The sequence below is a fragment of the Kitasatospora sp. NPDC053057 genome (genome assembly GCF_044546945.1).
GTDB lineage: Bacteria > Actinomycetota > Actinomycetes > Streptomycetales > Streptomycetaceae > Kitasatospora.
The window spans coordinates 16,094-33,549 of the sequence record NZ_JBITZP010000011.1; the positions used below are offsets into that span (position 1 = coordinate 16,094).

The 17,456-nt window shown below is 73.6% G+C and carries 6 protein-coding genes; 2 read left to right on the forward strand and 4 right to left on the reverse strand.

From position 1 onward, the window contains the following. Nucleotides 1–38: 38 nt before the first annotated feature. The 4 genes from ACIG5E_RS14505 to ACIG5E_RS14520 all read right to left on the reverse strand — a co-directional run bounded on the left by ACIG5E_RS14505 (nucleotide 39) and on the right by ACIG5E_RS14520 (nucleotide 12,856). Nucleotides 39–5,165 (reverse strand): amino acid adenylation domain-containing protein, encoded by a 5,127-nt coding sequence (locus ACIG5E_RS14505; protein WP_396533736.1) that lies wholly within the window; start codon nucleotides 5,163–5,165, stop codon nucleotides 39–41. Nucleotides 5,166–5,215: 50 nt separating this feature from the next. Then, nucleotides 5,216–6,487, reverse strand: coding sequence for an MFS transporter (locus tag ACIG5E_RS14510; RefSeq protein WP_396533737.1), 1,272 nt, complete (start codon nucleotides 6,485–6,487; stop codon nucleotides 5,216–5,218). Beyond that, complete coding sequence (locus ACIG5E_RS14515) at nucleotides 6,484–7,236, reverse strand: thioesterase II family protein (RefSeq protein WP_396533738.1); 753 nt, start codon at nucleotides 7,234–7,236, stop codon at nucleotides 6,484–6,486. The genes ACIG5E_RS14510 and ACIG5E_RS14515 overlap by 4 nt, the downstream gene beginning before the upstream one ends. Nucleotides 7,237–7,321: 85 nt before the next feature. Continuing rightward, nucleotides 7,322–12,856, reverse strand: a complete 5,535-nt coding sequence (locus ACIG5E_RS14520; protein ID WP_396533739.1) for an amino acid adenylation domain-containing protein — start codon at nucleotides 12,854–12,856, stop codon at nucleotides 7,322–7,324. A 196-nt stretch (nucleotides 12,857–13,052) separates the two neighbouring features. Here ACIG5E_RS14520 and ACIG5E_RS14525 point away from each other — a divergent pair, with 196 nt between their 5' ends. Together ACIG5E_RS14525 and ACIG5E_RS14530 are read left to right on the forward strand one after the other, a co-directional pair. Beyond that, nucleotides 13,053–16,265 carry an amino acid adenylation domain-containing protein gene (locus ACIG5E_RS14525; protein ID WP_396533740.1) on the forward strand — a complete coding sequence of 1,071 codons (3,213 nt, stop codon included), beginning with the start codon at nucleotides 13,053–13,055 and terminating at the stop codon, nucleotides 16,263–16,265. Then, a complete protein-coding gene (locus ACIG5E_RS14530; protein ID WP_396533741.1) occupies nucleotides 16,262–17,446 on the forward strand; it encodes an NAD(P)/FAD-dependent oxidoreductase in 1,185 nt (394 codons plus the stop codon). The genes ACIG5E_RS14525 and ACIG5E_RS14530 overlap by 4 nt, the downstream gene beginning before the upstream one ends. Nucleotides 17,447–17,456: the final 10 nt, after the last annotated feature.

The window sequence follows — 17,456 nt, forward strand, 5'->3', positions numbered from 1 at the left end:
CGGCGGGAAGCGGTCCGCCGGCGCTGCCGTACCGGGGCTCAGGACCCCTGAGCCGGGCGGCGGCGGCGCACCACGGCCGGCTCCGCCGTGTCGGGCCGCGGTGTCCGGTCGATCCGGGCCGCCAGCGCCGCGATCGTCGGGTGCTCGAAGCAGGCGCTCAACGGCAGTTCGACGCCCAGGCCCTGGTGGATCTCGGCGAGCATCCGGACCGCCGCCAGCGAGTGGCCGCCGAGGACGAAGAAGTCGTCGTCGACCCCGATCCGCTCGGTCTGGAACAGCCCCTGCCAGATCCCGCACAGCGCCCGCTCGGTGGCGGTGCCGGGCGGGCGGCGGAAGCCCTCGGCGCCCTCCTCCGGCGGGACCCGCAGCGCCTTGCGGTCGGTCTTGCCGGACGGCAGCGTCGGCATCGCGCCGAGCACCACGAACCGGGCGGGCGTCATGGCCCGGGGCAGCGAGCGGGCGCAGTGCGACCGCAGCTCGGCCGGGGTCGGCCGGGCGGCCGGATCGGCCGGGTCCACTGGGGTGACGAAGGCGACCAGGCGCGGCCCCGAGGACACCGAACCGTCCACCACCACCGCCGAGTTGGCGACCTTGCGGTGCGCGCCGAGGACGGCCTCGATCTCGCCGAGCTCGATCCGCACCCCGCGGATCTTCACCTGGCCGTCGCCCCGGCCCAGGTACTGCAGCTCGCCGTCGGCCGTCCACCGGGCCAGGTCGCCGGTGCGGTACATCCGCTCACCGGGCGCGCCGTACGGGCAGGGCAGGAAGCGGTCCGCGGTCAGGTCGGGGCGGCCCAGGTAGCCGCGGGCCAGGCTCGCCCCGGCGAGGTACAGCTCGCCGGTGACGCCCGGCGGGACGGGCCGCAGCGCCTCGTCCAGGACGAACAGCCGGGAGCCGGTGATCGGCTCGCCGAGCGGCGGGCTGACCGTCCCGTCCAGCGGGCCGGACAGGGTGCCCAGGACGGTCGTCTCGGTCGGCCCGTAGGCGTTGTGCAGCCGGCGACCGCGCCCCCACTGCGCCGCCAGGTCGGTGCCCATCGCCTCGCCGCCGCTGACCACCGCCCGCAGCTGCGGGAACGCGCGGGCGGGCAGCGCGGCCAGGGCGGTCGGGGTCAGCACGGCGTGGCTGATCCGCCGCTGTTCGAGCAGGACGGCCAGCTCCTCGCCCAGCACCGGGTGCGCGGGCGCCACCACCAGGGTGCCCCGGGACCGGAAGGCCATCAGGAGTTCCAGGACATACATGTCGAAGGTGGGGGACACCTGCTGGAGCACCCGGGGCTGCTCCCCGTGGCCCCCCGCCATCACCACCTCGTGCAGTCGCTCGCCGAGCGGGGTCAGCCCGGTGTGGGTGACCACGACGCCCTTGGGCTGCCCGGTCGAGCCGGAGGTGTACAGCAGGTAGGCGGCGTTCGCCGGGTCGACCGGGGCGGTCGCCGGGCGCTCGCCGGAGTGGTCGGCGAGCGCGTCCAGCAGGTCGGGGTCGTCCAGCAGCAGCGTAGTCGGGGCGCCGACGGGCAGGGCGGAGGCGCCGGCCGAATCGGTCAGCACCAGCGCGGCCCGCGCGTCGGACAGGATGAACGACAGCCGCTCGACCGGGAACTGGACGTCCAGCGGCAGGAACGCGCCGCCGGCCTTGGCGACCGCCAGCACCGCGAGCACCAGCTCGCCGCTGCGCGGCAGGGCGAGCGCGACGGTGCGCTCCGGGCCGATCCCGCGGGCGACCAGTTCGGCGGCCAGCCGGTTCGCCTGCTCGTCCAGTTCGGCGTACGAGAGGGTGATGTCGCCCGCCTCCAGGGCCGGCGCGTCCGGGGCCGCCGCCACCGCCCGCTCGAACTGCTCGGCGAGGGTGGCCGGTTCGGGAGCGGCCGCACCGGTGCTCCACTCGCCGAGGACCGCCTCGCGCTCGCCCGGGAGCAGCAGCTCCCACCGGGAGATCGGCAGGTCGGGCTGCTCGGTCGCGATGGCGAGCGCGAGCAGCAGCCGCCGGGCCAGCGCCTGCCCGGCCGCCTCGTCGAACCGGTCGGCGCTGACCGTCAGGACGCCGCCGATGGTGGCGCGGGCGCGGTCCTCGGTCAGCTCGAAGGTCAGGTCGAAGGGGGTGGCGGGGGTGCCCAGGTCGAAGGGCTCGGTGGGCAGCCCGCCGAGTGCCGGCACCGGCTCGGGCTCGCCGTTGAGGCTCGCCATCACCTGGAACAGCGGGTTGCGGCCGTTCTGGCGGGGCGGGTTGAGGGCGGTGACGATCTCGTCGAAGGGCAGCTCCATGTGGTCGTGCGCGGCGAGGTTGGTCTCCCGCACCCGGGCGATCAGGGTGCGGAAGCTCGGGTCGCCGGAGGTGTCGGCGCGCAGCACCGCGGTGTTGATGAAGCAGCCGATCAGCTCGTCCAGCGCCTGGTCGGAGCGCCCCGCGGTGGGGGTGCCCAGCGGGATGTCGGTGCCGGCGCCGAGCCGGGTGAGCATCGCGGCGATCGCGGCCTGCAGCACGATGAAGACGCTGGCGCCGTGCTCGTGGGCCGCGGCGGTGATCCGCCGGTACAGCTCGGGGCCGGCCTCCACCCGGGTGGGCAGGCCGCGGAAGGTCGGCGTGGCAGGGCGCGGCCGCGCCCCCGGCAGGGCGAGTTCCTCGGGCAGCCCGGCCAGCGCCTTGGCCCAGAACTCCAGGCTGCGCCCGAACGGGCTGCCCGGATCCTCGGCGCGGCCCAGCTGCTGCGCCTGCCAGAGCGCGAAGTCCGCGTACTGGATGGGAAGTTCGTGCCAGCCCGGGGCCTGCCCGGCGGAGCGGGCGGCGTAGGCGGTGGCCAGGTCGCGGCAGAGCGGGGCCAGCGAGAGGCCGTCGCAGGCGATGTGGTGGACGTCCACCAGCAGCACGTGGGAGCGCGGGCCGGTGCTGAACACGTGCAGCCGCAGCGGGACTTCGACGGTCAGGTCGAACGGGGTCTCCAGCGCGTCCCGCAGCGCCTGCTGGAGGCCGTTGGGGTGGATGGCGCTCGCCCGGACCACCTGGGCGACGGCCTCGGGCGGCTGCACCGACTGGCGCGGCACGCCGCCGTCGGCCGGGAAGACCGTGCGCAGGATCTCGTGCCGCCGGCCGAGGTCCGCCGCGGCCGCGGTGAGCGCGGCGAGGTCCAGCTCGCCGTCGATCCGCACCGCCAACGGCATGTGGTAGAAGGCCTGTTGCTGACCCAGCCGGTTGACGATCCAGATTCCGCGCTGGGCCATGGACAGCGGGAGCGCCTCGGGCCGGGGGCCGGAGGCGGCCGGGATCGCGCTGCGGGCGGGTGCCTCGGCGGGGGTCGCGGCGGCCTCGTCCAGCAGCTTGGCCAGGTCGGCGAGCACCGGGGTCTTGAGGATGTGGCGCACCGAGAGCTTGACCGACCACTGCCGCCGGATCCGGGCGACCAGCCGGGTGGCCAGCAGCGAGTCCCCGCCGTCCCGCAGGAAGTCGGTGTCCCGGCCGACCTTCTCGGTGCCCAGCAGCCGGGACCAGATCGCCGCGAGCGCCCGCTCGGTCTCGGTCGCGGGGGCGTTGGAGCCGTCGGCGGATCCCACGGCGGGGCGGGCGAGCGGGACTCGCGGGTCGGCGGCGTACTCGACGGTGCCGTCGCCCAGCACCCGGGCCCGGCGGCCGCTCGGCGTGCCCGCCAGCAGCAGTTCGCCGTACACCCCGGCGGGCGCCCGGTTGCCGTACCGGTCGCGGACCTCCGCCTCGGCGCCGTCGACCTCGGCCGGGCCGTGCGCGCCCAGCGGAACGCCGCCGACGCTGGCCGCGCCCTCGGCCAGGAAGGCCTCCAGCAGGGCCAGGTAGTCGGCGGCGAGCCGCTCCACGGTCGCCCGCTCGAACAGGTCGGTGGCGTAGTCGAAGGTGAAGCCGACCTCGTCCGCCGTGTAGCTGACCGCGAGTTCCAGGTCGAACTTGGCGGAGTCGTTGCGCATCTCCACGATCTCGACGGCCAGCCCCGGCAGCTCCGGCGGCGGAACGACCTGGTTGACGCTGCACATCACCTGGAACACCGGGTTGCGGGACGGGTCCCGGACCACGCCGAGCGCCTCCACCACCCGGTCGAACGGCACGTTCTGGTGCGACAGCGCCTCCGCCGCCACCGTCCGCACCTGGCCCAGCAGTTGGCGCAGCGTCGGATCCCCGGCCAGGTCGACCGGCACCGCCAGGGTGTTGGCGAAGTAGCCGATGACCGGCTCCCACTCGGCCCGCGGCCGGTTGGCCACCGGCACGCCGACGACCACCCGCTCCTCGCCGTTGTACCGGTGCAGCAACGCGGCCAGCACCGTCACCGCGGTGGCGAACAGCGAGGCCTCGTGCCCCGAGCCCCAGGCGGCCAGCCGCCGCTGGAGGTCCGCCGGGACGGGCACGGTGACGCTGGCGCCCTCGCCGCTGAGCAGGACCGGCCGCGGCAGGTCGGCCGGAATGCCGGCCTCCTGTGGCAGCCGGGCCAACTGCTCGCGCCAGAAGGCGAGCTGGCCGCGGTAGAGCTCCACCGTGGCCGGTTCGGCCTCCCACGCCGAGTAGTCGGCGTAGCGCACCGTGAGCGGGGCCAGGTCTGCGGGCGCGCCGCCGACCCGGGCCGTGAAGCAGGCGCCCAGCTCCTGGAAGAACAGGCCCTCCGACCAACCGTCGGTGATCGCGTGGTGCATGGTGACGGCGAGGTAGTGCACCGATGCCCCGGCCCGGATCAGCTTCGCCCGGAACAGCGGCCGGCCGGCCAGCGCGAACGGGATCCGGCTCTCCTCCTCGATCAGCCCGATCACCGCCGCCTCGCCGAGGTCGGTCAGGTCCAGCTGCTCCCAGGGCAGTTCGTCCGGGTCGAGCAGCAGTTGGAAGACCTCGTCCTCGTCCCCGGTGAAGGTGGTGCGCAGGCCCTCGTGCCGCGCCACCAGGTCGCCGACCGCGAGCCGCAGGGCGTCGGTGTCGAGCTCGCCCGCCAGCCGGAGCCGGAACGGGACGTTATAGGTGCTGTTGAGGCCGTTCAGCTGCTCCAGGAACCAGAGCCGCTTCTGCGCCAGCGACGCGGGCGCCCGCCCGTCGCCCGAGCGGGCGGTCGGCACGGCGGCGGACGCGGGGGCGGCGGCGGTCGAGGCGGTGGCCTCCTCCGCCAGGGCGCGGGCGAAGACGGCGTCCAGTGTGGCGCGGCCGACCGCATCGGTGTCGTTCAAGAACCTTCCTGGCCTTCCTGGTCGTGGGGGAAACCACACCTGACGTAACGTCAGACTGTGACGGCGGCGGTGGGGAGTTCGGTGGGGATGCCGGACACCTTGCGGACCGGGGAGAGGCCGAGCAGCAGGGCGGCCAGGCCGAGGCCGCCGGCGCACAGCACGATCGCCCACTGGGTGCCCAGCAGGGAGCCGAGCCCGCCGCCGGCCATGGCGCCGAACGGGGTCCCGGCCATCACGATCATCCGGGTGGAGGCGTTCATCCGGCCCTGCATGTCGTCCGGGGTGATCGCCGCACGGTAGCTGCGGATGTTGATGCTGCTGGAGATCACCAGTGCGGCGTAGGCGACCTGGACGAACATCAGCATCACGAAGGCGATGCCCTTGGGCATCAACGTCGCCGCGGGGATGACCAGTTCGACGGCGGTCATCGCCACGGTGATCCAGACCACCATCCGGCCGAAGGGCAGCAGCCGGCCCAGCCAGGCCGCCAGCAGGGCGCCCATCAGCGAGCCGACGCCCGTCCCGGCCAGCAGTGCGCCGACCAGGATGCCGGGCAGGTCCAGGGTGCGGGTGATGAAGACCAGGAACACCGGGTCGATCGCGATGGCGGAGAAGTTCACCAGGAAGGTGACCAGCACCAGGGTACGCAGCGTCGGGTCGCCGAAGATGAAGCCCAGGCCCTCGCCGATCTCCTTCCACATCGAGGACGGCCGGCCGTCGGCGGGCCGCTCCGGCACCGGCTCGCGCTTGCGGATGCGCAGGGTGCAGGCGGCCGCCAGCCCGAAGGCGAAGACGTTGACCATGATGACGACCGGGCCGGTGAGCAGCTGAACCAGCAGGCCGCCGAAGGTCCGGCCGCCGATGTTGGAGACCGAACTGCTCATCTCCAGCTTGCTGTTGCCCTCGACGAGATCCTCGCGCTCGACCAGGGCGGGCAGGATCGAGGCGTTGCCGATGTCGGAGACGGTGCTGCAGGCGCCGGTGCCGAACACCACCGCCAGCAGGAGGGGGACGCTCAGCAGGTGCGCCCAGGACAGCAGCGGGACGGAGATCAGGATCAGCGAGCGGACGGCGTCCGCCGCCACGATGATCAGCTTCTTCGGCCGCCGGTCCAGCCAGACCCCGACGAACAGGCTGATCAGCAGGTAGGGCAGGAACTCCGTGGCGAGCAGCAGGCCCATCTGGAATACCGAGGCGCCCAGGCTGACGGAGGCGATCAGCGGGACGGCCACCGCCACCATGTTGGTGCCCAGCATGGACAGGGTCTGGCCGGCCCAGAGTCTGCGGAAGTCCGCGTGGTCCCACAGTCCGGTGAGCTTCACGCCGCCGCTCCTTCCTGGGTCATCGCGCGGCCCATCAGGTCGAGCAGCGGCTGCGGGGCGGCGAGGAAGGCGTGGTGCCCGCCGTCCAGCAGGTGCTCGTGGTGGCGGCCGGGCGGGACGTACCTGGCCCAGCCGCCGAGCTGCTCCGGGCGGATCTCCACGTCGTGCTTCCAGCCGACCGCGTGCACGGCGCAGGCCAGCGGCTCGGGGGCGGCGAGCTGGTAGCGGCGCTGGGCCGCGAGGTCCTCCTCCAGTACGTCCAGCGCGACGTCGAGGAAGTCCGGGTCCATCCTGGTCCCGGCCGCCTCGGCGAGGATGTTCAGCTCGACCGCGAGGTCGTCCCGCTCGAGCCACAGCCAGCGGCCGAACGGGTCCTCGTGCGGGGCGAGTTGGGAGGACATGAAGAGCGCGGTCAGCTTCTTGCCGTGCACCCGCTCCAGTTCCAGCGCGGTGGCGAAGGCGGAGAGGGCGCCGCCGCAGTGCCCGAAGAAGCCGGTCGGACGGTCCACCAGCGGCGCCAGGGCCGCCGCGGCCGCCGTGGCCAGGTTCTGGTAGGTGACCGGGTGCGGCTCGCGCATGCGGTTCTCCCGTGCGGGCAGCTGCACCAGGCACACCTCGACCTCACCGATCCGCTCGGGCCAGGCGCGGTACATGGACGCGCCCGTGCCCGAGTACGGGAAGAGGAAGATCCGTGCCGGGGCGTCCTCGGATGGTTGGCGGAACAGCCATTTGCCCGCGTCGGTCTGCATGGCGCCGTGAACTCCTTGCTCCCGCCGTTGCGGTGTCGGGGTGGTCGGTGATGTGGCGGTCGGTCGGTGGGGCCGGAACGGCCGGTCAGTCGCCGAGCGCGGCGGCGCCGAGGACGCCGCCGACGGCCCGGACGTGCGGCTGCCTGATCAGGCCGTAGTGATCGGTGTCGAGCCGGTGGACCCGGAAGGCGCCGGCCACCGATGCCCGCCAGGCCTCGGCGCTGCCCAGCGCCTGGCCGTCCCGGCTCTCCAGGTAGACCACGTCGCCGGGGTGGCGGCGCGGCCGGTAGGCGTGGTGGGCCCGCAGGTTGGCGGCGAAGACGCGGTGACGGGCCGCCCAGGCCCCGCTGCCGGACTCGGCGGGCGGGGCGCCGGTGAGCGCCAGGGTGTCCCGGAGGAGCGCCTCGGTGGTGCGGGCGTCGTCCAGGCCGGCGAGCTGCTCGGGGGCGGGGAAGGCGGCGTCGATCATGCCGAGGGTCACCTCGCGGCCGGCCGCCGTCAGCAGGCCCGCGGCCTCGAAGGCCAGCACCGCGCCGAAGGACCAGCCGGCCAGGTGCACCGGTCCGGACGGGAAGTCCCGCCCGATCCGGGAAACGGCGGCCGCGGCCATCTCCTCGACGGTGGAGCCGACCGGCTCGGCGCAGTCCAGCCCGTACACGGCCAGTCGCGGGTCGAGCGCGGCCGTCAGGGCCAGGTAGCCCAGGGCGCTGCCGCCGACCGGCGGGAACAGCCACAGCGGCGCGGCGCCGGACGGGCGCAGGGCCAGCACGTCCCAGCCGTTAGGGGATTCCGGTGAGGGTGCCTCCAGCAGGGCGGCCAGCCGTTCGACCGTGTCGTGGGCGAACAGCTCGGCCACGCTCAGCCGGCGCTCGAAGTCCCGGCGCAGGCGCCCGATCAGCCGGACGGCGGCCAGCGAGTGCCCGCCGATCCGGAAGAAGCCCTCGTCGAGGCCGAAGTCCGCGGTCTCCAGCACGTCCGTCCAGGCGGCGGCGACCAGGCGTTCGGCGTCGGTGAGCGGCCGGGCGGGCGCGGTGGACTTCTCGGTGTTCGAGGGGGTGGGAAGCCGCTTGCGGTCCACCTTGCCGCTGCCGGTCAGCGGCAGCTCGGCGAGCGGCTGCCAGGCGGCGGGCACCAGGTGCCGGGGGAGCAGGCGTTCGGCGTGCCGGCGCAGCTCCTCGACCGGCAGCTCGGCGCCGGGCCGGGCGGTGAAGTGGCCGATCAGCCGGTCGCCGTCGAAGGTCACGGCGGCCGAGCCGCAGTCCGGGTGCGCGGACAGCACGGCCTCGACCTCGCCCGGTTCGACCCGCATGCCGCGGATCTTCACCTGGGCGTCGGTGCGGCCCAGGTACTCGATCGCGCCGTCCGGGCGGCGCCGGGCGAGGTCCCCGGTGCGGTAGAGGCGCTCGACGGCGCCGTCCGGCAGGGTGTGCTCGCGGAAGCGCTCGGCGGTCAGCTCGGGCCGGCCGTGGTAGCCGTCGGCCAGGCAGACGCCGCCGATGAACAGCTCGCCGGCGGTGCCGACCGGGACGGGGTGGCCGGACGGGTCCAGCAGGTGGATCCGGGTGTTGGCGATCGGGCGGCCGATCGGCACGGTGCCCGCGCCGTGGGGCCCGTCGGGGGTGTCTTCGGGGGTGCAGTGCCAGTACGTGACGTCCACGGCGGCCTCGGTGGGGCCGTACAGGTTCGCCAGCGCGGCCTTGGAGCGGTCCAGGAAGTCCCGCTGGAGATCGGCCGGCAGCGCCTCGCCGCTGCACACCACCTGCCGCAGCGCGGTGGCGGCGGAGAGGTCGGCGGCGTCCAGGAAGGCCCGCAGCATGGAGGGGACGAAGTGCGCCACGGTGATGGACTGCCGGGCCAGCACCTGTTCGAGGTAGCCCGGGTCCCAGTGCCCGTCGGGCTCGGCGACGACCAGCCGGGCGCCCTCGCGCAGCGGACAGAAGAACTCCCAGACCGAGACGTCGAAGGTGTACGGCGTCTTCTGCAGCACCCGGTCCTCGGCGGTCAGCCGGAACTCCTCTGCCATCCAGTCCAGCCGGTTGGCGATCGCCCGGTGGGACACCACCACGGCCTTGGGGCGGCCGGTGGAGCCGGAGGTGTGGATGACGTACGCCGGGTCGCCCGGCCCGACCTCGACCTCCGGGCCCCGCTCGCTCCGCGCCGGGCCGTCCGGCACGAACTCGACCTGAATGCCCGGTGGTCGGAGATCACCGGTGCCGGCGGCGGTCAGCACCAGCCGGCAGCCGGACTCGGCGAGCAGGCCGGCCGTGCGCTCCGCCGGGTCCGCCGGATCCAGCGGGACGTACGCGCCGCCCGCCTTGAGCACCGCGAGCAGCGAGACCACCAGCTCCGCCGAGCGGTGCTGGACGATCCCGACGTGGTCGCCGGGCCGCACGCCGAGCGCGACCAGCCGGTGCGCCAACCCGTTGGCCCGGCCGTCCAGTTCGGCGTAGCTCAGGACGCGGTCGCGGAACAGCACGGCGGGCGCCCGCGGGGCGGTCGCGGCCCGCCGCTCGATCGCCCGGTGCAGCAGCCGCGGGCCGGGGTACTCCCGCTCCGTCCGGTTCCACTCGCGCAGCTCGGCCAGCTCCGCCCGGCCCAGCAGCGGGACGGCGGTGGGCGCGGCCGCCGGATCGGCCAGCATGGCCCGGATCACGGACACGTGGTAGCCGAAGTAGCGGTCGGCGTCGGCGGGGGCGATCCGGTCGGCGTCGTAGCGCAGACCGAGGCCGATCAGGTCGGTCGCGGTGTCGCGGGAGAACTCCGAGCCCAGCAGGAAGTCGGTGGGGGTGTGGCTGCGCTCCTCCAGTACCTCCAGGCCGCTGGTCGGGACGGCCGACTCGTTGCGGAAGTGGGTGTAGTTGAAGAAGGTCTCGAAGGCGGCCGCGCCGGCCACCCGGCCGCGCAGCTCGGCCATCGGGAAGCGCCGGTGCGGCTGGACGGCGAGGTCCGTCGCGGCGACCTGCCGGATCAGCTCGGACCAGCTGTCGACCGCCAGCCGGCAGCGCACCGGCAGGGTGTTCAGGAACAGGCCGACCACCCGGTCCCCGTCCGGCTCGGCGATCCGGCCGTTGTAGACCGCGCCCGAGACCACGTCCTCGGAGCCGGTCAGCAGCGCGATCACCCGCAGGTGCACGGTGAGCAGCACGATCCGCACCGGGACCCGCAGCCGGGCCGCCAACGCGACCAGCCCGGCGGACAGTTCGGCCGGCAGCTCGCGCGGAACCACGGCCATGTCCGGCACCCCGGTGCCCGGGGCGGCGGGCACCGATCCGAGCGCGACGCCGTCGAGCTGCTCCCGCCAGAAGGCGAGCTGCTCCCGGTCCCGCACGGCGGCGCGCTCCAGGGCGACGAAGGAGCGGTAGTGGGCGCGGGGCGGCGGCGGCAGGGCGGCCGGGCCGCGTCCGAGCGCGGCGAGGTAGAGGGAGAGCAGTTCGCCGAACAGGACGCGCTCGCTCCAGCCGTCGATCACGGCGTGGTGGACCACCGTCCACAGCTGGACCTCGTCCTCGGCGAGCCGGGCGAGGTGGTAGCGGATCAGCGGCGGCCGCTCCCAGTCGAAGAGGTCGCGGCCCTCCCAGTCGGTGCGCTGGTCGATCAGGGCCCGCTGCTCCTGCTCCGGCAGGCCGCGCAGGTCCTCGAAGCTCACCGGCGGGTGGGCGATGCGGCGGTGGACGATCTGGAGCGGTTCGCGGAAGCCGCCGGGGGCGAAGGAGGTGCGCAACAGGTCGTGGCGGTCCAGCAGTTCGGCGACGGCGGTGCGCCAGGCCTCGGCCGAGAACTCGACCCGCAGCCGGGTCAGCAGCACGTCGTGGTACATCGCGGTGTGCGCCTGCTGGCCGCTGCGGTAGAGCATGCCGGACTGCAGGGCGGTCAGCGGGTAGGCGGCGACGGCGTCGGAGGGCAGCCGCGGCCGGTCCTCGGCGTGGACCAGCTCGAACGGCCCGGTGGGCGCGGGGCCGTCGGCAGGCCCGGCGGTGCGCACCAGCGGGGCGAGTTCGCGGACGGTCTGGTTGCGCAGCAGGTCGCGGACCCGGAAGCCGAGGCCGCGGGCGCCGGCCCGGGCGACGATCTGCACGCTGCTGATGGAGTCGCCGCCGAGCTCGAAGAAGTTGTCGTCGATGCCGACGGCGGGGTGCCCCAGCACCTCGGCCCACACCTCGGTGAGCACCCGCTCGGTCTCGTCGCGCGGCGCGGACTCCACGGTGGCGGTTGGCTGTCGGGCGGCGGTGACGGGCTGCGGGGCCACGGCGGTACGGTCGACGGCCTGCGGTGCGTCGACGCCGAGGAAGTCCGTCAGCGGCCGGTCCGGCTGTTCGGCGGCCAGTTCCAGCACCCGGGCGTAGCGTGCGGCGAAGTCGGCGATCCACTCGGGGGTGAACCGGTCGGCGCGGTACTCGAACTCGGCGACCGGCCCGTCCGCGGTCCGGTTGACCTGCAGGGACAGCTGGTACTTGGCGGTGACCGACGGGACCTCGACCGGGCGGAACTCCAACTCCCCGGCCCGGACGGGCTGGAAGAAGTCCTCGCCGACGGTGAAGGCGACCTGGAAGATCGGCGAGTGCCCCGGGTGCCGGGGCGGCCGGACCTCCTTGACCACCGTCTCGAACGGCACGGCCTGGAGGTCCTGGGCCCGTAGGACGGCGGAGCGCACCCGCTCCACCAGCTCCCGGAAGGTCCGCGGCCCGGTGAGGTCGGTGCGGACCGCGACCATGTTGACGAAGCAGCCGACCGTCGCCTGGAACTCGGTGCGGCTGCGGTTGACCGCGGGCGTGCCCACGACGAGGTCGCGCAGCCCGGTGCGGTCGGCGAGCAGCAGGTCGTAGGCCGCCAGCAGAACGGTGAACAGGGTGGTGCGTAACTCGGTCGCCAGTAACGCGAGTTGTTCGACGGCCGGGGCGGGCAGCGGGACGTCCGCGGTGCCGCCGGGGGCGGTGGCGGAGTCCGGGTCGGGCGGCGGGAGGTCCCCCGGCAGCTCCAGCACCGGCAGCTCCCCGGCGAGCAGTTCGGCCCACTCGTGCCGGGCCCGTTCGCCGGCCGGGCTCGCCAGCCACTCGTCGTGCCAGAGCGAGTAGTCGCCGTACTGGTAGTCCACCTCGGGCAGTCCGGGTTCCGCCCCGGTGGTGAACGCCCGGTAGTGGGCCGCCAGTTCGTCGAGCACCAGCTTCGCCGACCAGCCGTCGAAGACCGCGTGGTGGGCGCAGAGCATGACCACGTGGCTGTCGTCGGCGCAGCGCAGCAGCCCGGCCCGCACCAGGGGGCCGCGTTCGAGGTCGAAGGGGGCGCGGGCGTGCCTCGCCATCCGCAGTTCGCGTTCCTCGGCGTCCCGGCAGGTGGCGAGGCGCCATTCCCACCGCGGTTCCGGATGGACGACCTGGAGGAGCCCCTGTTCGTGAATGCGGAAAGTGGTGCGCAGCGCCTCGTGCCGGGTGAGCACGGCACTGAAGGCATTGCGGAGCGCCGGGATGTCGACCGGTCCCCGGACTTCCCAGAAGCACGGGATGTGAAAGGTCGGTGCGTCACCGACGGTCTGCTGCGCGAGGAAGAGTTGCTCCTGAACCTTCGACGCCGGGAACGGATCCTCGTCCGCGGCGTCCGATTGGGCGGGGAACTCGCTGTCCACGGCTCGTAGACGCCCTTTCCTCCTGGGTGTGGAGACACGGATCGGCGTGCCCCAGGAACGTCAGCATACAGGCGGGAATTGGCTCGGCAAGGGGTGAGATCTTGCCGTGCCCGTAAGGGATTTGACCTCTGTCATGATCGCATCGAGTAGGGTAGTCTCGCCGCATCTTGCAGCGATGAGAGCGGGGGATCCACCCATGCCCGACCGTGTCGTTCCCATCTCGCCGCAGCAGCGCAGGCTGTGGCTCCTGCACAGCCTGCATCCGCGGCTCCCGCTCTACAACGGGCCCGTGGCGCACGAGATCCGGGGCGAACTCGATGTCCCGGCGCTGGAACAGTCAATGCGTGCACTGATATCCCGTCACGCCGCGCTGCGGACCGGTTTTTCCGTAGTGGACGACCAGCCCGTACAAGTGGTCGCCGACCGGCTGGAGTTCAGCCTTCCCGTGCACGACCTGAGGGGGGATCCCGATTCCCTCCGGGCCCGGGTGCGGGAGGCCGCCGCCGAGCCGTTCGACCTGGAACGCCCCGGGGTCTTCGACTTCCGGCTGTTCCGGTCGGCGGACGAGGAGTGGACGCTGCTGCTGAACCTCCATCACATCATCACCGACGGCTGGTCCAACGCGGTGATCGCCGAGGAGATCGGCCGCGGCTACGCGGACGCGCTGGCCGGCCGCCCGCCCGCCGCCGGCGAGGCCGGGAACGGGTACGCCGAGTACGGTGTCGCGCTGGCCGACCGGCTGGCAACGGGCCTGGCCGAACGTCAACTCGCCTACTGGACCGAGCACCTGTCCGGCGCCCCCGACCTGCTGCGACTCCCGCTGGATCGGCCCCGGCCGGCCCGTCAGCGCTTCCGCGGCGAACTGCTGGACTTCGCGCTGGACGCCGAGCTGGCCGAGCGGGTGCGGCGGACCGCGGCCCGCCACCGGACCACGGACTACGTGGTGCTGCTGGCCGCCTTCACCCTGCTGATGCACACCTACACCGGCGAGCCGGACGTGGTGGTGGGCGCGCCGGTGTCCAACCGGGACGACGAGGCCCTCGACCGGACCGTCGGATTCTTCGTCAACATCCTTCCGCTGCGCAGCCGGAGCCGACGCGGTGAGAGCTTCTCGGAGTATCTCCAGCGCTGCCGGGCGACGTTCATCGGCGGATTCCGCAACCAGTCGGTGCCTTTCGACGAAATCGTCAAGGTGACGGACAGTCAGGGCGCGCTCGGCCACTCGCCGCTGGTACAGGCCGTATTCGGATACCACCAGGAGACCGCGCCGACCCTTCCGCTGGACGGCCTGCGGACGAGCCGCTGGAACGTGCCGACCGGATTCGTCCAGACGGACCTGGAGTTCGACCTCGCACGAGCTGCGGACGGTTCCGTGGCCGGAATCATCGCCTATGACAGCGACCTGTTCGACGAGGCGACGATCGCCCGGCTCGGCGCGAATTACCGCGCCCTGCTGGAGGGGGCGTTGGCCGATCCGCAGACACCGCTGGCCCGGCTCGAACTGCGTTCCGCGGAGGAAATTCGGTTCGACCGCGAGGTGAACGGAACCGGGGCCGAGTTTCCCTCGGACGCCTGCCTGCACGAGCTGTTCGAGGCTCAGGTCGAGCGCACCCCGGACGACATCGCCGTGGTCTCGGAATCGGCCCGGCTCAGCTACCGCGAACTGGACGCCCGGGCCGAGGCGTTGGCCCGGCAGCTGCGGGCGCGGGGCGTCGGCCCCGAACGGGCGGTCGGCATCTGCCTGGAGCGCTCGGTGGAGATGGTGGTGGGGCTGCTCGGCATCCTCAAGGCCGGTGGCGCCTACCTGCCGCTGGACCCGGCCAGCCCGCCGGCCCGGATCCGGCAGATCCTGGCCGACGCGGCCGCGCCCGTACTGCTGGTGGACCAGGCGCTGGGGGAGGAGATCGACGCGGCCTCGGTCGGCGCCCAGACCCTGGATCCGGCGACCCTGGATCCGTTGGCCCTGGACCCGGTGGCCGTGGACCCGTCGGCCGTGGATCCGACGAGCCCGTCCGGAGGCCCCGCTCGCCGCCCGCACCCCGAGAACTTGGTCTCCGTCTACTACACCTCCGGCTCCACCGGCATGCCCAAGGGCGTGGCGAGCCGCCACCGCGGCTGGGTGAACCGGATGGTCTGGATGCAGCGCCAGCACCGGCTGGCCCGGGGCGAGACCGTCCTGCACAAGACCACGCTGACCTTCGACGACTCCGCCCTGGAGATCTTCTGGCCGCTGTCGGTCGGCGGCCGGGTGGCCGTGCTGGAACCCGGCCGCCACCGGGACCCGGTGGCGGTGCTGGAGGCCGCCACCCGCTACGAGTCGGTCTACCTCCAGGTGGTGCCGAGCATGCTGAGCGCGGTGCTCGACCTGGTGGAGCAGGCCCCCGAGCAGGTGCCGCCCCGGCTGCGGAACACCACCTCCAGCGGCGAGGCGCTCACCTCGGCGACGGTCGAGCGCTTCCACCGGCTGATGCCGGGGGCGCTGCACAACACCTGGGGCGCGACCGAGGTGTCGATCGACTCGACCTGCCACACCTGCGGTTCGGCCGACGAGACCGCCGCCGGGCCGGTGAGCCTGGGCCGTCCGTTCGACAACAACACCGTGCACGTGCTGGACCGCGAGCTGCGGCCGGTGCCGGTCGGCGTGGTCGGCGACCTGTACATCGGCGGCCTCGGGCTGGCCCGCGGCTACCTCAACGACCCGGCCCGTACGGCCGGCGCCTTCCTGCCCGACCCGTTCCGCCCCGGGGAGCGCCTTTACCGCACCGGCGACCAGGGCTTCCTGCACCCCGACGGCGGCTTCCGCTTCGTCGGGCGCAGCGACCACCAGGTGAAGATCCGCGGCATGCGGGTCGAACTCGGCGAGATCGAGACCGTGTTGCTCGGCCACCCGCAGGTGAAGGACGCCGTGGTGGTGATCGCCGCGGAGGGCCCGGTCCAGCGGCTGGTGGCCTTCGTGACCGCCGTCGACCCGGCCGACCCGCCGGGCTTCGACGCCGTCCGGGAGCACGCCAAGGAGTGGCTGCCGCACTACATGATCCCGGCCCAGCTGGTGGTCGAGGACTCCTTCCCGCTCAACGCCAACGGCAAGGTCGACCGGCGGGCGCTGAAGGTCCCCGAGCCGCCGGCCGGTTCGGAGGCCACCGGGGGCGAGGCGCCGCGGACGCCGTCCGAGCAGTTCGTCGCCGGAGTGTGGCGGGAACTGCTCGGTGTCGAGCGGATCGGCGCCGAGGACGGCTTCTTCATGCTCGGCGGGCACTCGCTGATCGCCACCCGGTTCACCGCGCGGGTGCGCCAGCGGCTCGGCGTCGAGTTCCCGTTGGTCACGCTCTACTCGGAGCCGACCGTACGGGCGACGGCGAGGACGCTGGAGGAGCTGGTCGCGGAGAAGCTCGCCGAGGCCGAGCGGTGAGCGGCGGTTGGGACGCCGTGGTGGTCGGTGCTCGCGTGGCGGGCGCCGCCACCGCGCTGCTGCTGGCCCGGCGCGGTCACAAGGTCCTGCTGATCGACCGGGCCGCGTTCCCCTCGGACACCATGTCCACCCTCTACATCCACCAGCCCGGCGTGGCCAAGCTCTCCGAGTGGGGCCTGCTCCCGGCGCTGCTGGACTCCGGCTGCCCGGTGCTGGACACCATCAGCTACGACGTCGGCGGCGTCCGGCTGGCGGGCCCGGCCCCGGTGATGCCGGGCGCCCCGGCCGCCTTCGCACCGCGCCGTCTGGTGCTGGACCAGCTGCTGGTCGACGCGGCCGTCAAGGCGGGCGTCGAGTTCGTGGACCGGGCCAACCTCCAGGAGCTGGTCCACTCCGAGGGCCGGGTCACCGGTGTCCGCTTCCGCACCGCGAGCGGCGTCCGCACCGAACGGGCCCGGCTGGTGGTCGGCGCCGACGGGATGCGCTCCCGGGTAGCCCAACTGGTGGATGCACCCGAGGAGTTGAGCGACCCGAGGGCCAGCTGCGTGTACTACACGGGCTGGGCGGGGATCAGCACCGGATTCGGCTTCCACGAGAGCCCCGGCAACTGGATCGTCCGGATCCCCACCCACGACGACGTGACCCTGATCTCCACCTACTTCCCGCAGGACCGGTTCGCCGAGATCAGGCAGGACCCGTACCGCCACCACCTGGCGGCCGTGCGCAGCACCGCACCAGAGCTGTACGAGCAGATCGCCGAGGCCGAGCAGGTCGAGCAGATCACCGGCACCGGTGACCAGCAGAACTACTTCCGCCGCGGGCACGGCCCCGGCTGGGTGCTGGTCGGCGACGCCGGTCACCACCTGGACACCATCAGCGCCCGCGGCATCACCAACGCCCTGCTCCAGGCCTCCTTCCTGGCCGAGGAGTTGACGGACCGGGTGGACGACCCGGCCGCCCTGGCCCGATTCACCCGGCGCCGCGACGAGGAGCTGACCGAGCCCTACCAGAGCACGCTGGAGCTCGCCAGGCTCACCGTCACGCCCTCGCGGCTGGAGCTGCTGCGCGACATCGGCGCGTCCCCCGAACTGACCGGCCGCTACTTCGCGGTCGTCGCCGGGATGCTCGGCATCGACGAGCTCTTCGACGACGACGGTCTCGATGACGACGACGTGTTCTGATCCCACCTCT

Bases quoted from the DNA above. Each gene is read 5' to 3' on its own strand.
- ACIG5E_RS14515 (WP_396533738.1), bottom strand. From the start codon at position 7,236: ATGCAGACCGACGCGGGCAAATGGCTGTTCCGCCAACCATCCGAGGAC.
- ACIG5E_RS14525 (WP_396533740.1), top strand. From the start codon at position 13,053: ATGCCCGACCGTGTCGTTCCCATCTCGCCGCAGCAGCGCAGGCTGTGG.